13 protein-coding genes are annotated in these 15,622 nt (G+C 66.9%); 4 read left to right on the plus strand and 9 right to left on the minus strand.

Annotated features, from left to right (window positions below; genetic code table 11):
• The first annotated feature begins 35 nt into the window (after positions 1-35).
• From AC6CHP_RS06010 to AC6CHP_RS06025, 4 genes are read left to right on the plus strand one after another with little or no spacing between them, the layout of a single operon-like run.
• A complete protein-coding gene (locus AC6CHP_RS06010; protein WP_188729583.1) occupies positions 36-1,010 on the plus strand; it encodes a sugar-binding transcriptional regulator in 975 nt (324 codons plus the stop codon).
• Between the two features lie 10 nt (positions 1,011-1,020).
• Positions 1,021-1,890, plus strand: coding sequence for an aldo/keto reductase (locus tag AC6CHP_RS06015; RefSeq protein ID WP_188729581.1), 870 nt, complete (start codon positions 1,021-1,023; stop codon positions 1,888-1,890).
• A 10-nt stretch (positions 1,891-1,900) separates the two neighbouring features.
• The gene (locus AC6CHP_RS06020; protein ID WP_427117010.1) at positions 1,901-2,827 is read left to right on the plus strand and encodes an alpha/beta fold hydrolase; all 927 of its coding nucleotides are present in this window, start codon (positions 1,901-1,903) and stop codon (positions 2,825-2,827) included.
• On the plus strand, positions 2,824-3,906 hold the full coding sequence (locus AC6CHP_RS06025) for a glycosyltransferase family 4 protein (protein ID WP_498228563.1): 1,083 nt from the start codon (positions 2,824-2,826) through the stop codon (positions 3,904-3,906). Before AC6CHP_RS06020 ends, AC6CHP_RS06025 begins: the two co-directional genes overlap by 4 nt.
• Positions 3,907-3,915: 9 nt before the next feature.
• Here AC6CHP_RS06025 and AC6CHP_RS06030 read toward each other — a convergent pair whose 3' ends face one another.
• From AC6CHP_RS06030 to carA, 9 genes are all read right to left on the minus strand, one after another.
• Positions 3,916-6,024: a primosomal protein N' gene (locus AC6CHP_RS06030; RefSeq protein ID WP_498228564.1), complete on the minus strand. Its 2,109-nt coding sequence runs from the start codon at positions 6,022-6,024 to the stop codon at positions 3,916-3,918.
• Between the two features lie 181 nt (positions 6,025-6,205).
• The gene (gene metK / locus AC6CHP_RS06035) at positions 6,206-7,441 is read right to left on the minus strand and encodes a methionine adenosyltransferase (RefSeq protein WP_498228566.1); all 1,236 of its coding nucleotides are present in this window, start codon (positions 7,439-7,441) and stop codon (positions 6,206-6,208) included.
• 86 nt (positions 7,442-7,527) lie between these two features.
• Positions 7,528-8,769 carry a bifunctional phosphopantothenoylcysteine decarboxylase/phosphopantothenate--cysteine ligase CoaBC gene (coaBC, locus tag AC6CHP_RS06040; protein ID WP_498228568.1) on the minus strand — a complete coding sequence of 414 codons (1,242 nt, stop codon included), beginning with the start codon at positions 8,767-8,769 and terminating at the stop codon, positions 7,528-7,530.
• Positions 8,770-8,807: 38 nt separating this feature from the next.
• Positions 8,808-9,068 (minus strand): DNA-directed RNA polymerase subunit omega, encoded by a 261-nt coding sequence (rpoZ, locus tag AC6CHP_RS06045; RefSeq protein ID WP_003800778.1) that lies wholly within the window; start codon positions 9,066-9,068, stop codon positions 8,808-8,810.
• A gap of 15 nt (positions 9,069-9,083) precedes the next feature.
• A complete protein-coding gene (gmk, locus tag AC6CHP_RS06050) occupies positions 9,084-9,680 on the minus strand; it encodes a guanylate kinase (RefSeq protein ID WP_104185918.1) in 597 nt (198 codons plus the stop codon).
• Between the two features lie 44 nt (positions 9,681-9,724).
• On the minus strand, positions 9,725-10,042 hold the full coding sequence (mihF, locus tag AC6CHP_RS06055; RefSeq protein ID WP_174174766.1) for an integration host factor, actinobacterial type: 318 nt from the start codon (positions 10,040-10,042) through the stop codon (positions 9,725-9,727).
• A 110-nt stretch (positions 10,043-10,152) separates the two neighbouring features.
• Positions 10,153-11,025, minus strand: a complete 873-nt coding sequence (pyrF, locus tag AC6CHP_RS06060; RefSeq protein ID WP_498228570.1) for an orotidine-5'-phosphate decarboxylase — start codon at positions 11,023-11,025, stop codon at positions 10,153-10,155.
• Positions 11,018-14,332, minus strand: coding sequence for a carbamoyl-phosphate synthase large subunit (gene carB, locus AC6CHP_RS06065; RefSeq protein ID WP_427117001.1), 3,315 nt, complete (start codon positions 14,330-14,332; stop codon positions 11,018-11,020). The genes pyrF and carB overlap by 8 nt, the downstream gene beginning before the upstream one ends.
• Positions 14,332-15,618, minus strand: a complete 1,287-nt coding sequence (carA, locus tag AC6CHP_RS06070) for a glutamine-hydrolyzing carbamoyl-phosphate synthase small subunit (protein ID WP_498228572.1) — start codon at positions 15,616-15,618, stop codon at positions 14,332-14,334. Before carA ends, carB begins: the two co-directional genes overlap by 1 nt.
• Between the last annotated feature and the right edge of the window lie 4 nt (positions 15,619-15,622).

A 15,622-nucleotide genomic window follows, 5' to 3' on the forward strand; every position in this document is an offset into this window, starting at 1 on the left:
AAGCACTATGCACAAATGTGCACGAGGGAGCGGAAATGGACCCATCAAGGCACTCTGACGCGCTGCGGGCTGCACAAATGTATTACCTGCAGGACCTGACCATGGATGCGATAGCCCGGGAACTCCGGACCTCCAGATCCACCGTGTCCCGGCTCCTGTCCTCGGCACGCGAATCCGGTCTGGTGCAGATCCAGATCCGCAATCCGCTGGACACCGGCCCGGAGCTTGAAGGCAGGATCAGGCAGCGCTATGGCGTGGATGTCCACGTGGTGCCGGTCCTGGAAACACTGAATGAAGCCGAAACGCTGGACCGCGTGGCCATGCAGGCCGCGCGCACCATCGGGCCCGTGGTGGACTCCAACGCAATCATCGGGGTGGCCTGGGGATCCACCCTGAGCGCCGTCAGCCGCCACCTCACCCGCAAGATCACCCACGACAGTGTCATCGTGCAGTTGAACGGCGCGGGCAACATGCACACCACGGGCATTACGTACGCCAGCGACATCATGCGGCGGTTCGGAAGCGCCTACGGGGCCAGGGTGGAACAGTTCCCCGTGCCGGCTTTTTTTGATCATGCCGCCACAAAAACCGCCATGTGGAATGAGCGCAGCGTGCAACGGATCCTGGAACTCCAGGCGAAGATGAGCATCGCCATCTTCGGCGTGGGTTCCGTGGATGCGGACTACCCCAGCCACGTCTACGCCGGGGGGTACCTGGACGAGATGGACCTGAATATCCTGGCCACGTCCGACGTGGTGGGTGACGTTGCCACCGTCTTTTTCCGGGGCGACGGATCCTCCGACGGAATCATCCTCAACGAAAGGTCCACGGGCCCGGCCTTGGCAGAACTGCGTCAGGTCCGGCGGAGGATCTGCGTGGTGTCCGGGGTGTCCAAGATCAAGGGGCTCCGCGGTGCCCTGGCCGCCGGCCTGGCCACCGACCTGATCCTGGATGAGGCCACAGCGCGGCGCCTGGTGGATTACGAGGGCCTCCCGGGGGCTAATGGGTAGAGTCGTGGCTATGAGAACCTCACCGCGGCTCAGCCTGAACAACGGCGTGCTGATCCACCAACTCGGTTTTGGACTGTACAAGGTCCCGGCCGGTGACGCAGAAGGGCTCGTTGCCACCGCGCTCGCCGCCGGCTACCGCCATTTCGACACCGCCGCCATGTACGGCAACGAAACCGGCGTGGCCCGCGGGATCAGTTCCCAGCTGGGCGGGGATGCCGTCAGCGGCGGGTCGGGTGAACTTTTCCCGGCCTTGTCCAGGGAGGACGTGTTCGTCACCACCAAGGTGTGGAACGACCATCACGGCTACGACTCCACGCTGCGGGCCTTTGACGACTCCATGGTCAACCTTGGCCTCGATTACGTGGACATGTACCTCATCCACTGGCCCTGCGCCAGGCGCGGGCTTTTTCCCGATACGTACCGGGCCTTGGAGACCCTGTACCGGGAAGGGAAAGTCCGGGCCATCGGCGTCAGCAACTTCCAGCCCTCACATCTTGACCGGCTGCTCCAAACGGCAGAGGTGGTTCCCGCCGTCAACCAGATCGAGCTGCACCCGTGGCTGCAGCAGGCGGAACTGCGCACGCTGCATGACGGGCTGGGCATCAGGACGGAGGCCTGGAGCCCCCTGGGCCGCGGCCAGGTCCTCGCAGATCCCGTGGTCCACGCCTGCGCCGCTGAACACGGCAAGACCCCTGCCCAGGTGATCCTGCGCTGGCACATGCAACTGGGCAACATCGCCATCCCCAAGGCCAGCACGGAGTCGCGCATCCGGGAAAACCTCAACGTCTTCGACTTCGAGCTCTCGGACCGGGACATGACTGCGCTGGCAGGGCTCGACCGGGGGCACCGCACCGGCTCGCACCCCGACCACGTCAACTAAGGCCGCACAAATGACCACAGCACACCCCGGGCCTGCCTCGCCCGCCTACTTCAGCCACGGACTTGCGGCCCGCACGTCGTCCTCGTCGGTGGAGATCGACGGCGGCAAGGTGGCCTTCTGGACCTACGAACCGCTTCATGCCGGCCCGGAAACGCGGACCATCCTGGTAATCCATGGCTTCCGCGGAGACCATCACGGACTCCTGCGCGTGGCGGACCAGCTTCCCGACATGCGCATCATCATGCCGGACCTGCCCGGATTCGGTAATTCGGAAGCGTTCACGTCCGGCCGGCATTCGGTGGAGCGGTACGGCTCGTTCATCACCGGATTCATGGCAGCCCTCGGCCTGGGCCCGGAAACGGTCCTGCTGGGCCATTCCTTCGGCTCCATCATTGCCGCGCACTTCGTGGCCGGCCATCCGGGAGCCGTCAACCCACTGATCCTCATCAACCCGATCGCCGCACCGGCCCTCGAGGGTCCGAAGGGTGTGATGACCCGGCTCGCGGTCCTCTACTACCGGCTTGCCGCGCGCCTTCCCCGGCAGCTGGGACTGGCTTTGCTGCGGAGCCCGCTGATTGTCAGGGTCATGAGTGAAACCATGGCCAAGACGGCCGACAGGGACCTGCGCCGTTTCATCCACGACCAGCACAATGCCTACTTCAGCGCTTTCGCCAGCCGTGACAGCCTCCTTGAGTCCTTTACCGCGTCGGTCAGCAGCCACGTGGCCGAGGTGGCCGGCAGGCTCACCCTTCCGGTACTGCTGATCGCCGGTGAAAAGGACGAGATCGCCGTGCTCCCCGACCAGCGCCGGCTGGCTGCGCTGCTGCCGGACGGCGAACTCAAGGTGATTCCCGGCGTCGGACACCTGATCCATTACGAAACCCCCGAACCGGCAGCCTCGTTCATCCGCAGCTTCCTGAAGGACCACCCCGCGTGAAGATTGTCATCGACGCACGTTTTACCCGGACCGACCACCACGACGGCATCAGCCGCTACGGGGCAAGCCTGATCGCAGCCACCGCGAAGATCGCGGACGTTTCGATGCTTGTCTCGGACGTCCGGCAGCTCCCCCTGCTCCCGGATGTCCCCTACACGCTGATCAGCAGCCCGTTGTCGCCGAGGGAACTGTTTGTGGCGCGCACCATTAACAGGCTGGGCGCTGACGTGGTGGTGTGCCCGATGCAGACCATGGGCACCTGGGGCCGCAAGTACGGCCTGGTCCTGACGCTCCACGACCTCATCTACTACGAACACCCCGCCCCGCCGGGATTCCTGCCCGCACCGGTACGGCTCTTGTGGCGGCTCTACCACAAGGCTTTTTGGCCCCAGCGCCTGCTCCTCAACCGGGCCGACACCGTAGCCACCATCAGCCGCACCACTGAAGCGCTGATCGCAAAGTACCGATTGACCCGCCGTCCCGTACGGATCATCAGCAACGCCCCCCAGCCGGAGCAGGAGCATGGGCCCCGGCCCGCTGACGCCGGTGCAGACCGCGCGCTCGTGTACATGGGCTCTTTCATGCCGTACAAAAACGTGGAAACCATGGTGTCGGGTATGACGGGCCTGCCCGGCTACACGCTCCACCTGCTCAGCCGCATCACACCCCAACGCCGCGCGGAACTGGAACGACTGGTTCCTCCAGGAGCGCACGTGGTGTTCCACAACGGCGTCACGGACGAGGAGTATCACGCGTTCCTGCGCTCGGCTGCGGCGCTGGTCAGCCTGTCCCGGGCTGAAGGCTACGGTCTTCCCCTGGTGGAGGCCATGGCGCTCGGCACCCCGGTTATTGCCAGCGACATCCCCATCTTCCGGGAAGTCGGCGGGGACGCCGCCCTCTACGTTGACCCGGAGTCCCCCGAACAGTTTGCCCATGCCGTGCACACACTCCAGGACAATGGGCACTGGGAGGAATTGTCGCGGCGCTGCGTTGCGCGTGCACGGGAGTTCACCTGGGACGAGTCGGCCCGCCAGCTGGTGGATGTGGCACACGAGATCATGGTCCGGCGCCGGCGCTAGGGGACCGCCCTAAAGGACGTCGACGCCGTCCAGCCGGAGCTGGAAGGGTTCGCTGGAGCGTTTCGCGGCGACCGCGGCCCTGGTGACCCTCAGGACGCGGGTGACGGCCGCAGCCTGTCCATAGGGGAAGAAGAGCAGGGTGCGCACATCCTCCGCTGAACGGCGGGGCGACGGCGGACCGCTGAGCACCACGGGTGCGGGTCCGGCGGCCCGCAACGTGATCCCCCCGGAGGCAAGTTCCGCTGCCACGGCACCGGTGTAATGTTCGACGGCGGCGCGAGGCCCGGTGACGGAGGCGATGCGGACCGCGGGCGGAAGCTGCAGTTCCATCCGCAGGGAAAGTTCCCGCTCCGCATAACCGGCGGGATCCCAGCGGAGCAGTGCACCCACGGCAGCCGTATCCGCGGCCGTGACCACCACCAGGCCGCCGTCCGCGGCTGGACGCACCAGCGCGGCCGCGTTGAACCACCGCCGCACGGTATCCTCGCCGGCGCGCAGGGTCTCCCGACGCAGGAGTGAATCACCGTCCAGGAGCAGTGCAGCTGCGTATCCCCCGTCGGCCACCGGTTCGGCACCCACCGTGGCCACCACCAGCGCCTTGCCCGGACCCACCGCAGCCTTTACCTGGTCTCCCGAGGAAGTAACGACGGTCTTCCCGGGAAAGGCGCGGCCGAGTTCCTCGGCTGTCCTGATGACTCCGGTAGCACCCTTGCGCAGGCGCCTGCCGCCGCAGTGCACGCAGTGCCAGTCCGGCGCCGGGGTGGAGCACCAGCGGCATTGGGGCATGGCGGACGTGCCGCTGGCGCCTGCCACGGCCAGCGGTCCCTGGCAACTGCCGCAGCGCGCCGGCTCGCGGCACATCTCACAGGCCAGCGACGGCGCGTAACCGGCGCGGGCCACCTGGACCAGGACCGGTCCGCGCTCCAGGCCTTCCTTGGCGGCCCGCCACGCGGCGCCGGGCAGGCGGGCAATCCTGGCCAGCGGATCCCGCTCCTGCTCAAAGCTGTCAGCAGTATTGACGATGCGGGGAACAGTCCTCCGGACGTCACGGCGGCCGGCTTCTACCGCACGTGCCCACCCCGCCCCTACCAGCCGCTGGGCTTCCGTGCTGCGGGAGTGGCCTGCAAGGAGGCAGGCGGCATCCTCCTGTTCGGCCCGCAGGAGCAGCACCTCGCGCGCGTGCGCGTAAGGGGCGCGTTGCTCGATGTGGAGGTCGTCGCCGTCGTCCCAGCAGGCCACCAGGCCCAGGTCCCGGACCGGGGCAAAAGCTGCCGACCTGGTGCCGATGGCAACCCGGGCAGTCCCCGCCAGGAGCCGGAGGAAATTCCGGTAGCGCGGGGTGGGACCGTCATCTGCAGTCAGCCGGGCAACTGCGTCTTCGGGCAGCAGGCCGTGGAGCGCCTCTTCAAGGCGGTCAAGGTCGCGGTAATCGGGCACCACCACCACCGCGCCGCGCCCTGAAGCGTACGCAGCAGCCACGGCTTCCGCCAGCAACTGGGGCCATCCACCCGGACCAAATCCCTGCAGCGGGTTCAGCACGGCCCTGGGCGAACCGCCACCGGCCAAGTGATGCAGGAAGGCTTGGCCGTTATGGTACGCGGCCCAGGCACCCGGCAGGGCGCCCTGCGCGGGGAGCGCCTGCAGGGCCGTGGCCTCGTGCGGTTCTGCCTGGTCCGGGACTGCCTGCCCCTCCGGCTCCGCTGACGCCAACTCCTTTTCCAGCCTGGCCACCCTGGGCGGAACGGCGACGCGGAGGACATCGCTGACCGCCCCGGCGTAGCGTGCGGCGACGGAGGAAACCAGCTCCCGGACGGCAGGCGTCAGCACGGACACCGGGGACACAACCTTCGCCAACGGCACCAGGGTGTGTCCGGCGTCGGATTCCGCCACGCGTTCCATCAGAAACCCGTTGAGGTCCTGGCCGTTGAACTTGACCTTGACCCTGACGCCCGGCCTGGCGGCATGGTCGAGGGTGTCCGGAACCCCGTAATCGAAGAGCCGGTCCAGGTGCGGCAGGGAGGATTCCACCAGCACCCTGGCCACGGGCAGGTGCCTGGCCAGCTGCGGCCCGGCGGGCCGTGCGGTGGCCGGAAAGCCCTGCAGCAGGGACGGCTGCACGGCATCGGGGAGGTCCAGGGACGCCTGGACAGGCCTGTCAGCAGCGATGGCAGTAACCTCCCTTCGGCTCCCGGATGGACAAGTTCAGCCAATCACAGGGCACTGACATGTTGCCGGAGGCACAATACAGGCAAAGACACAGGCAAAGGTTCAGGCCGGAAGCGGGCCTGCAGCCCCGGGCCTAGGCGTTGAAGAACGCCTTCAGGTCATCTACGCGGTCCAGGCGCTCCCAGGTGAAGTCCGGCTCATCGCGGCCAAAGTGGCCGTGGGCGGCGGTCTTGGCGTAGATGGGCCGTTTCAGGTCCAGTGCGTCGATGATGGCGCGGGGGCGCAGGTCGAAAATCTCCGCGATGGCGGCGCTGATGCGGGCAGGATCAACCGTCTCCGTGCCGAATGTTTCCACGTAGGTGCCCACCGGACGGGCCTGGCCGATGGCGTAGGCGATCTGGATTTCTGCGCGCTTGGCCAGCCCTGCGGCCACCACATTCTTGGCAACCCAGCGCATGGCGTACGCGGCGGAGCGGTCCACCTTGGACGGGTCCTTGCCCGAGAAGGCCCCGCCGCCGTGCCGGGCCATGCCGCCGTAGGTGTCAACGATGATCTTGCGACCGGTCAGGCCTGCGTCGCCCACGGGACCGCCGATGACGAACTCGCCGGCGGGGTTGAGGATGTTGCGCACGCGGGAGAGGTCGAGGTTGGCCCCTGCAAGCACCGGCTTGATGACGACGGCAGCGAGGTCCGCGCGGAGCTGGTCCAGGCTTGCGCCTTCGGCGTGCTGGCTGCTGATGACCACGGTTTCCACGGAGACCGGGACATCCTTGTCGTAGCCGACCGTCACCTGGGTCTTGCCGTCGGGGCGGAGGTAGGCCAGTTCGCCCGATTTGCGGACTTCGGTGAGCCGCTCGGACAGCCGGTGCGCCAGCCAGATGGGCACCGGCATGTAGGAGGGAGTTTCGTCGCTGGCGTAGCCGAACATCAGGCCCTGGTCGCCGGCGCCCTGGAGATCGTAGTCGTCCTCCTGCCGCCCTTCGCGGGCTTCCAGCGAGTTGAACACGCCGCCGGCGATGTCGTTGGACTGCTGGCCGATGGACACGGACACGCCACAGCGGGCGCCATCGAAACCGTTGGCCGAGGAATCGTAGCCGATGCCCAGGATGGTCTCGCGCACGATCTGGGGGATCTCGACGTAGGCATCAGTGGTGACCTCGCCTGCAACGTGGACCAGGCCTGTGGTGGCCATGGTTTCCACCGCTACCCGCGATTCCGGGTCCGCAGCCAGCAGCGCATCCAGGATGGCGTCACTGATCTGGTCGCAGATCTTGTCCGGATGGCCCTCGGTAACCGACTCGGAAGTGAAGAGCCGAAGCGCGTTGGGCGTGGCCCCGGACGTGTGGGGAAGGTGCAGCGGTAAAGTCACTCAACTACCTTACTGGTTGGAATACGGACACCCGCCAGGAGACATCAGGAGATGTCTTCGTGCTAAGCAGACGTGGCCTGAAACACTCAGGCGCGGGGCGAAACGGAATTCAGTTCGCCGGAGATCCGGCTGATGATGGCTGCCGAGACGTCCGTTTTGGTCCCGGACGCCTCCTGTGGTTCGGAGCCGGAGCGGGCCAGGATGACCACCGAATTGGTGTCCTGCCCGAAGACCTTGTCCGTTCCCACGTGGTTGACCACCAGGAGGTCGCAGCCCTTGCGCTGCAACTTCGCCCGGGCATGCGCCAGGACGTCACCGTCGTTGTCCCCGGTCTCGGCCGCGAATCCGACAATCAGCTGCTGCCGCCTGCCCGGGGCAGCGCTGTTCCGGAGTTCCACAAGTTCGTGCAGGATGTCCGGGTTGCGGACCAGCGTGATGACGGGATCGTCCCGGTCGTCGCGCTTCTTGATCTTGGTGTCGGAGACGGCCGCGGGACGGAAATCGGCCACCGCCGCAGACATGATGACGACGTCGGAGTCAGCCGCCGCCGCAAGGGCAGCTTCCCGCAGCTGCAGGGCCGTTTCCACCGGCACAACCTCGACGCCGGCCGGCGGGGGAACGTCCATGTGGGCTGCCAGCAGGCGGACGGTCGCGCCGGCGTTCCGGGCTGCGACTGCCAAGGCGACTCCCTGCTTCCCGGAGGACCTGTTGCCCAGGAAGCGGACCGGATCCAGGGGTTCGCGGGTTCCGCCGGCGCTGATGGTGACGGTGCGTCCGGCCAGCGGCAGCTGGAAATCCGACTGCCCCCGCACCAGGGCCATGGCGGCGTCAAAGATGGCTTCCGGTTCGGGGAGCCTGCCCGGCCCGAAATCGGCGCCCGTAAGCCTGCCGCTGGCGGGTTCGAGGACGGCCGCACCACGGCTGCGCAGGGTTTCGACGTTGGCCCGGGTTGCCGCGTGCTGCCACATTTCAGTGTGCATGGCGGGGGCGAACAGGACAGGGCCGCGGGCCATCAGCAGGGTATTCGTCAGCAGGTCCCCGGCCTGTCCGGTGGCTGCCTTGGCCAGGAGGTCAGCGGTGGCCGGGGCGATGACGATCAGGTCAGCCTCGTGGCCCAGCCGGACGTGGTTGACCTGGTGGACGTCATCGAAGACGCTGTTGCTGACCGGATTTCCGGACAGCGCCTCCCACGTGGCAGTGCCAACGAACCGGGTGGACGCCTCGGTGGGGACCACCGTGACGTTGTGGCCGGCTTCAGTAAAAAGCCGGAGGAGCGATGCCACCTTGTAGGCGGCAATCCCTCCCCCGACTCCGAGGACTATGCGCACGTGACCTCCGTCAACAGCAAGTCAGTTCGGCGGCAGTTTTACTCTGCAGCTTCGATCGGCGTGGAAACCAGCTTGCCTTCGTTGATCTCGCGCAGGGCGATCGACAGCGACTTCTCGTTCAGCTTGGTGTCAACCAGCGGGCCGACGTATTCGAAAAGGCCCTCGTGCAGCTGGGCGTAGTAAGCGTTGATCTGACGAGCACGCTTGGCACCGAAAATCACTAGGCCGTACTTGGAATCGGCTGCCTCGAGCAGCGAATCGATCGGCGGGTTGATGATGCCTTCAAGGTTCGTGGACACGAATTCTCCAAAGTTCTAGCGGGCTGACGGTTCCGGCGCTCCATGCGGGTGCGGGGTCAGCCCCATGAGTGAAACAAGCTCGTCCGCTGCCCGGCGAACGTCGTCATTGATGACGGTGTAGTCGAACTCCGGTTCAGCAGCAAGTTCCAGTTTAGCGGTTTCCAGCCGGCGCTGCTGTTCCTCCGGGGTTTCCGTGCCGCGGCCCACCAGCCGGCGGACCATTTCGTCCCAGCTGGGCGGGGCCAGGAAGACAAACTGCGCATCCGGAACGGCGGCTTTCACCTGCCGGGCACCCTGCAGGTCGATTTCCAGGAGCACGGACCGGCCCTCGGCGATGGCCTGGTCCACGGTGCTTTTCAGGGTCCCGTACGTGTTCTGCCCATGGACTACGGCCCATTCCAGGAGCTCGCCGTCAGCGACAAGCTGCTCGAACTCCTCCTTGGACTTGAAGAAGTAGTGGACGCCGTCCTGTTCGCCGGGGCGGGGCGCGCGGGTGGTGGCGGACACGGACAGCCACACCTCGGGATAGTTGTCGCGGATGTAAGTGGACACGGTGCCTTTGCCAACAGCCGTCGGACCAGCGAGGACTGTCAGTCCAGGTTTCTTGCTCACGTATTCCTTTGCCGGGGTTTGGGGTGGGCGGGCTTCGGCCCGCCCTAACTCTCGTCTATAAAATCTACCAGCGCGCGGCGCTGGTGGATGCCCAGGCCGCGGACCCTGCGGGACGCCGCTATCCCCAGCTGGTCCATGATGGCCGCGGCCCGCACCTTGCCGATGCCGGGAAGGGCCTCAAGGAGTTCGGAGACCCTCATGCGTGCCAGGGCCTCGTCCTGCAGCGCGGAGCTGATGATGTCCGCGGCAGACCTCTCGCCGTTCTTGAGGCTTTCCTTGGCCGCCGCACGGGTGGCCCTGGCTGCTGCTGCCTTGTTCAGGGCCTCAGCCCGTTCCGATGCGGATAACGGCCGCAGGACCATGGTGCACACCCCCGGATTCGGTGGACGGGTCCAGGGGCGACCGCCCTTGGACCTGTCCTGAAACTACCCTTTGGTGCTGCCCGAATCAATGCATCCGCTGAAACGGACCACTATTCGCCGCGGAGTCCGTCCAGGGTCCGTTGCGCCGCGTCCCGCAGGCCGCCCTGCTCCGGCCCGGCGGACAGGATGTCCCTGCTCGAGGTGCCGAGGACCTGCGGGTAGGCGGCGCCGAACGTGGCGCGGAGGTCTGCAGGCGTGGCCCCCTGCGCTCCAAGGCCCGGGGCCAGGAGCGGTCCGCGCACATCGGCCAGGTCAAGGTCCAGTTCGGACAGGGCCGACCCCACGGTTGCACCCACAACCAGGCCTACGGAGCCGAGGCTCCCCTGGTAGCGGCGGTTCTCCGCCGCAGCCGACTGCGTGATCCTGCGGGCCACGGAATCCGCTCCCCCGACGTGCTGGACGGAAGCGCCCTCGGGGTTGGACGTGAGCGCGAGGACGAAGACGCCACGGCCGGTCCGGGCTGCCAGGTCCAGCGCGGGGCGCAGTGACTCGAAGCCAAGGTAGGGGCTAAGCGTTACCGAGTCCGCCGCGAGGGGGGAATCGTCCCGGAGCCAGGCGTCGGCATAGGCCGCCATGGTGGAGCCGATGTCACCGCGCTTGGCGTCGGCGATGGTGAGGACCTTCTCGTCGCGGGCTTCGGCAAGAAGCTCTTCAAGGACAGCCATCCCGGCGGAGCCATGGCGTTCGTACAGCGCCACCTGGGGCTTGATGGCGGCAGCGAGGGAACCCACGGCCTCCAAAACTGTCAGCGAAAAGCGCCTCAGCCCGGCGGCGTCGTCGTCCAGCCCCCAGTTCCTCAGCAAGGCAGGGTGCGGGTCGATGCCCACGCACAGGGGGCCGCGGGCAGCCATGGCGGCCCCCAGCCGGGAGCCGAAAGACTCCCGGCCGGGTGCTTCAGCGGACGGCACTGCCTGCTCAGGCATGCTGCAGGGCCGCCTTCTGGGATTCAGCCAGGGATGCGGCGTGCTCCTGCAGGCTGGTGACGGACCATTCGTAGGTCCGCATCGCCTCGATGGCCTGCACGGCGGCGTTGAACTCGGCCACCGTGGTGATGCAGGGAATGCCGATGGAGGTGGCCGCTGCCCGCAGTTCGTAGCCGTCGCTGCGGGCCTCCCCGCCGGACGGGGTGTTGAAGACCATGTCGATCTCGCCGGCGATGACGAGGTCTGCGATGGTGCCTTCGCCCTCGGCGCTGCTGCCTTCTGCCACCTTGCGGACAGGGGTGGCCTGGATGCCGTTGCGGCGCAGGACGTCCGCGGTGCCGCCGGTGGACACGATTTCGAAGCCCAGGTCGGAGAGCCTCTTGACGCCCATGATCACGGAGCGCTTGTCGCGGTTGGCCACGGAGACAAAGATCTTGCCCTCGGTGGGCAGCGCGTTGTTGGCGGCTGCCTGGCTCTTGGCGAACGCGGTGTCGAAGTGCTTGTCGATTCCCATGACCTCGCCGGTGGAGCGCATTTCCGGGCCGAGCAGGGAGTCAACCACCTTGCCCTCCAGGGTGCGGAAGCGGCTGAACGGCAGGACGGCCTCCTTGACGGACACCGGGGCATCCAGCGGAAGCGTGGACCCGTCGCCCACCTCGGGCAGCATCTTGTAGGCGCTGCGGAGCTGTCCGATGGTCACGCCGGTGCCGATCAGGGCAGCCGCTTTGGCCATCTGCACACCGGTCGCCTTGGAGACGAACGGCACGGTGCGGGACGCGCGGGGGTTTGCCTCCAGGACGTACAGGACGTCGGAGGCCAGGGCGAACTGGATGTTGATAAGACCGCGGACGCCCACGCCTTCGGCAATGGCGCGCGTCGCCGTCCGTACCCGCTCCAGCACGTTGGTGCCCAGGGTGATGGGCGGCAGGACGCAGGCGGAGTCGCCGGAGTGGATGCCGGCTTCCTCGATGTGCTCCATGATGCCGCCCAGGTACATGTCGGTGCCGTCGAAGAGGGCGTCCACGTCGATTTCGACGGCGTCCTCCAGGAAGCGGTCGATCAGCACCGGGTGGTCCGGGGTGATCTCCGTGGCGTTGGCGATGTAGCGGGACAGGTTGGGCTCGTCGTAGACGATCTCCATGCCGCGGCCGCCCAGCACGTAGGACGGGCGGACCAGGACCGGATAGCCGATTTCGTCGGCAATCTTCTTGGCGTCCTCGAAGGACACGGCGGTGCCGTTCTTCGGGGAGATCAGGCCCGCCTTGTCCAGGACGCGGGAGAACGCGCCGCGGTGCTCGGCGAGGTCGATGGCCTCCGGGGACGTTCCGAGGATGGGGACACCGGCATCCGCCAGCTGCTGGGCCAGCTTCAGCGGGGTCTGGCCGCCGAGCTGGACGAAGACGCCCATCACGCCGCCGGTGCGTTCCTCCGCCGCGATGACCTCCAGCACGTCCTCGAGCGTCAGGGGCTCGAAGTAGAGGCGGGTGGAGATGTCGTAGTCGGTGGAGACGGTCTCCGGGTTGCAGTTGACCATCACCGTCTCGTACCCGGCCTTGCGCAGCGCCATGGAGGCGTGGACGCAGGAGTAGTCGAACTCGATGCCCTGGCCGATCCGGTTGGGGCCGGAACCGAGGATCAGGATGGACGGCTTGGAGTGCAGCGCAACCTCGTCTTCCTCGTCGTACGCCGAGTAGTGGTACGGCGTGTAGGCGGCGAATTCCGCCGCGCAGGTGTCCACGGTCTTGTAGACCGGACGGATGCCCAGGGCCTGGCGGACGCCGCGGACCACGGCTTCGGGGTTGTGCGTGAGGGCGCCGATCTGCTCATCGGAGAAGCCGTGGCGCTTGGCGCGCTTCAGCATCTCAGCCGTCAGCGCACCGGCCTGGCGGATTTCGCGGGAGATCTCATTGAGCAGCTGGAGCTGGTCCAGGAACCAGGGATCGATCTTGGTGGCCTCGAAGAGGTCCTCCACGCTGGCGCCGCCCAGGAGTGCGCGCTGGACCTGGTGCAGGCGTTGGGTGGTGGGGCGCTTTGCCTTCTCGATGAGCTCCGGCACTTCCCATTCGGGGACGGAGCTGAAGTCCAGCTGCGAGCCCTTCTGCTCCAGGGAGCGCAGGGCCTTCTGCAGGGCTTCGGTGAAGTTGCGGCCCATGGCCATGGCCTCACCCACCGACTTCATGGTGGTGGTCAGCGTGTTGTCCGCAGCCGGGAACTTCTCGAACGCGAACCGCGGAACCTTGACCACAACGTAGTCCAGGGTGGGTTCGAAGGACGCCGGGGTCTTCTGCGTGATGTCGTTGGGGATCTCGTCCAGCGTGTAGCCCAGGGAGAGCTTGGTGGCGATCTTGGCGATGGCAAAGCCGGTGGCCTTGGACGCCAGCGCCGAGGAACGGGAGACGCGGGGGTTCATTTCGATGACCACCACGCGGCCGGTGGCGGGGTCGATGGCGAACTGGATGTTGCAGCCGCCGGTGTCCACGCCCACTTCACGGATGACGGCGATGGAGATGTCGCGCAGGCGCTGGTATTCGCGGTCGGTGAGGGTGAGGGCCGGTGCCACCGTGATGGAGTCGCCGGTGTGGACGCCGACGGGATCGAAGTTCTCGATGGAGCAGACCACCACGACGTTGTCGTTCTTGTCCCGCATCATCTCGAGTTCGTACTCCTTCCAGCCGAGGATGCTCTCTTCGAGCAGCACCTCGCTGGTGGGGCTGTACTGCAGGCCCTGGCCCACGATGCGGCGGAGGTCGTCCTCGTTGTACGCGAGGCCGGAGCCCAGGCCGCCCATGGTGAAGGAGGGCCGGACCACCATGGGGTAACCGAGGTCCTCGGCGGCTTTCAATGCCTCGTCCATGGTGTGGATGATGTGGCTGCGGGCGGACTCGGCGCCGCAGCGCTCCACCACGCCCTTGAACTTTTCGCGGTCCTCCCCGAGCTCAATGGCGGCGATGTTGGCCCCGATGAGTTCCACGTTGTACTTCTCGAGCACACCGTTCTTATCCAGGGCGATGGCGGTGTTCAGCGCGGTCTGTCCGCCCAGGGTAGGCAGGACGGCGTCCGGGCGTTCCTTGGCGATGATCTTCTCCACCACCTCGGGGGTGATGGGTTCGATGTAGGTGGCGTCGGCGAACTCGGGGTCGGTCATGATGGTGGCCGGGTTGGAGTTGACCAGGATGACCCGCAGGCCTTCCTCTTTGAGGACGCGCAGCGCCTGGGTCCCGGAGTAGTCGAACTCGGCGGCCTGGCCGATGACGATCGGGCCGGAACCAATGACGAGGACGCTCTTGAGATCTGTACGTTTCGGCATTACTTCTTGTCCTCAGTCTTGTTGTCGGAATTATTCGGCGTTGCCGCGCTGGCGGGGTGCGCGGCGTCCACGGGCTCCTTGGACAGGTTCGCGGTCCTGCCGTCCCGGGTGCCCTCCATCAGCTCGATGAAGCGGTCGAACAGGTAGGCGGCGTCGTGCGGGCCGGCCGCGGCCTCGGGGTGGTACTGCACGGAGAAAGCGGGGATGTCCAGGCAGGCGAGCCCTTCCACGACGTCGTCGTTCAGGCTGACGTGGCTGACCTCCACGCGACCGTACCGTTCCTCCGGAGCCTGCGTGGCGCCGTCGAGCGGTGCGTCCACGGCAAAGCCATGGTTCTGGGAGGTGATCTCCACCTTGCCGGTGCGGCGGTCCATGACGGGCTGGTTGATGCCGCGGTGGCCGTAGCGGAGCTTGTAGGTGCCGAAGCCCAGTGCGCGGCCCAGGATCTGGTTGCCGAAGCAGATGCCGAAGTAGGGCAGCTTCTCGTCCAGGACGGAGCGGAGCAGCTTGACCTGGGCGTCTGCCGTGGCGGGGTCGCCGGGGCCGTTGGACATAAAGAAGCCATCGGGGTTGACGGCCTTCACGTCCTCCAGCGTGGCGGTGGCGGGCAGCACGTGGACGCGAACGCCGCGCTCGGCGAAGCGGACCGGAGTCATGGCCTTGATGCCAAGGTCGATCGCCGCGATGGTGAACCGGGGGTCGCCTTCCCAGCCGTGGTCCTTCGGCTCCACCACGTAGACCTCGTCAACGCTGACTTCCTCGGCCAGCCGGGAGCCCTCCATGGGGGCGCTGGCCAGGACGGCGTCGACCAGTTCCTTGTCCGTGGCCTGGGCGGCCTCCCCGGAGAAGATGCCGGCGCGCATGGTCTTGTGCTCGCGCAGGTGCCGGGTGATCGCGCGGGTATCCACGCCCTGGATCCCGACGATTCCCTGCTCCACCAGTTCGTCGTCCAGTGAGCGCTCGGAGCGCCAGTTGGAGGGTCGGCGGGCAGCGTCGCGGACAATGTATCCCGCGACCCAGATGCGGCGGGACTCGGCGTCCTCGCTGTTCACACCGGTGTTGCCGATGTGGGGTGCCGTCTGGACCACGAGCTGGCGTGCGTACGAGGGGTCCGTGATGGTTTCCTGGTAGCCGGTCATGCCGGTGGCGAAGACTGCTTCTCCGAGGGCGGTTCCGGTGGCGCCGTAGCTGCTTCCGCGGAAAATGCGGCCGTCCTCGAGCACCAGCGCAGCCGGAGCTGCCACTGGAGCGGAAACTGGGGCGTTTACTGCTGTGTTTGTTGTCACTGTC

This window comes from Pseudarthrobacter sp. GQ63 (assembly GCF_059758765.1).